General features: G+C 34.1%; 1 protein-coding gene. It reads right to left on the bottom strand.

Features of this window, described 5'->3' with window-relative positions; translation table 11 throughout:
• Positions 1-501: 501 nt before the first annotated feature.
• Positions 502-2,595 (bottom strand): helix-turn-helix domain-containing protein (locus tag ACHZC3_RS12405; RefSeq protein ID WP_394760185.1); only part of this gene is annotated, 2,094 nt, incomplete at its 5' end.

Here is a 2,595-nt window from a genome sequence, read left to right as displayed (position 1 = left end):
CTGGCAGAATATTCAATTTCTCACCAATATCAAAAGTGTATCTATAAACATATCGGCATTTTGCTAACTTTCGAAAGAAATATAATCGTAAATAAATTGAATTGAAACAATTGACTCTTTAGACCAAACAACTGGATTCATTTTCTAACTATTTTTCCCTTTGCTTCGGCTGTAGTAAAGCCTTTTTCTCCAGAATCTGAAGCGGTCATGATTTGATTCAAATGATTCTTAAACTCTTTTACCGAAAGGGAATTTTTCCTGAAATAGAATAAGCGTAAACCTCGTTATCTAGTAATGCTTCAATGCTATTTAATGCTTTTGTGTTTGAAAGATCTAAAACCCGATAGCGCGGATTTGCAATCCGTGCCCAAACAGAATGTAAAAAGAGTGAAAATTAAATTTTTAACGTTTATACAAAACTCACAAAAAAAGCTTATCGTTTATTATTACAGGCACGGATTACAAATCCGCGCTATCGTCTTTAAACAAAGGTCTTTTTCTCTAACCCGCATTTAAACTCGATTTGTACATTTTTAATTCGTCCCAAGTAAATTCGTCACCGTATTTTTCTTTGAGTGGGTTTAGAGTCTCTTCTTTGTAACCAAAAAAAGCTTCGGCCAAGGCTGCAATTTTGTCTTCTGGTAAAACATCAGTAATGGCGACAGTGCCAGATTCTATAAGCTTTGCGAAATGTCCGCTAATGGTTTGTGGCGTGAGTTTTCTGATGGCTGCAATTTCTTTGATAGAGTTTTTTTCAATCCATAATTCGTAGGTTTCTTGCACGGTCGATTTTTTGGCTTCCTTAACTTCTTTCTTTTTCTTTGCGTAACGTTCCACGTCGAGATCATCATCAATCAGTGTGATGTTTAATCTTTTAAATTCTTCGTGAATCTCATTCATTTTATTGATTTTGTATGTTTTAATTTCTTTAGATGTCAAATTTTCTTTAGTAATCACATCACCCGAAGCTATTGTTTTTACTAGCAATTTGGCTTTCATCAATTTGAAAACAGCATTTATTTGCGCTTCTTCCAGAACTGATAATTCATCGAATAACATTTTTGCTTTTTTAACGCGTTTTACTTCCTCTATTTTCCATAAAACATCGTAAACCATACTGTCCATTTGTTTGAAAAAATAATCATATGCCGCATCAATTCTTTCTTTAATAAATTGAATATCAAAAGGTTCTGTGTTAAAAATCTTGTCTAATTGACTTAAGAATTTTCTTGCTGGTTCCTGAATTTCAGAAATAATATCGGTTTGTTTTTTTGCCCAAAGTGAATGATTCGATTTGGTGACTGATTCGCTTTTATCGTTATAACTATACTGATGATTTCTCCATTCTTGTGCTAAATTTCCCCAATCGAAAGTCGATTTCAAATAATTATGCAAGAATCTGGTGGTTTCTTGTTGCAATGATTTTTCTAGTTTTTCTTCCGATGCTTTGTTTTCGGCATAATCCATCACGTCGGCATCATTCGAAATACCATTCATTTGCAACGGAGAAAGCAAAACCAAGCCTTCTAACGAGCGCAAACGCGATAATGCGACATATGCTTGTCCTGGTTGAAAAACTTGCGATACATCGAGCGCAGCTTTATCAAAAGTTAATCCTTGGCTTTTATGTACCGTAATTGCCCAAGCTAACTTAATAGGGTAGTGGACGAACGTGCCTAAAGTTTCTTCTTCAATTTCTTTGGTTAAATTGTTTACCGAATATCGAATATTTTGCCATTCGTATTTTTCGACTTCAATCGTGGTGTTTTCATCTGGAAAATGTACTAAAATTTCTGCTTCAGATAAGGATTTGATAATCCCCATTTTTCCATTAAAATAGCGTTTTTCTAAAGACAAATCATTTTTTACAAACATGACTTGTGCTCCAATTTTTAATTGCAAATTCTGATCTATCGGATAAATTTTTTCTGGGAAATCGCCCGTAATTTCTGGTTTATATTGGTATTGTTTTCCTTCCAAATCCTCCAAGGCTTTGGCATTCATACCATCAGCTTTCGCATTGTGAGTCGTTAGTGTTATGTAGCCTTTATTGGCTTTGAGGTCGAAATTTGGTTTTACATATTGGTTTAAATTCTGAATATCTTGTGGCGAAATTCTGTTGTTTCGTAAATTATTCAAAATAGAAATAAAAACTTCATCGGTTTGACGAAAAATCTTTGATAATTCGATATACAACGGCGGATTTTGCTGAATTACATGCGAATGAAAAAAGAATTTCCCTTTGTAATAGTTTCGTAATGTTTTCCATTCTTCTTCTTTAATAACAGGTGGTAATTGCAACAAATCTCCAATAAACAGGACTTGAACGCCACCAAAAGCGATTTTTTTCTTGCGAATAGATTGCAACATAAAATCGATTCCGTCGAGCAAATCAGCACGAAGCATACTCACTTCATCGATAATAAGCAACTCCATGTTTTTGATGACTGATTTCTTCAAACCACTCATTTTGAAATTGCGATTTAAAGTCGCTTTCGATTCAAATTTTATGTATTCTGAGAATTGTGGGACAGTATTATCTGGAATAAATCCACCAAATGGCAACTGAAACATCGAGTGAATCGTAACGCCACC

Source organism: Flavobacterium sp., assembly GCF_043720215.1.
Classification (GTDB): domain Bacteria; phylum Bacteroidota; class Bacteroidia; order Flavobacteriales; family Flavobacteriaceae; genus Flavobacterium.
Note: the sequence above shows the minus strand (reverse complement) of the source record. Positions and strands in the feature narration are given on the sequence as shown.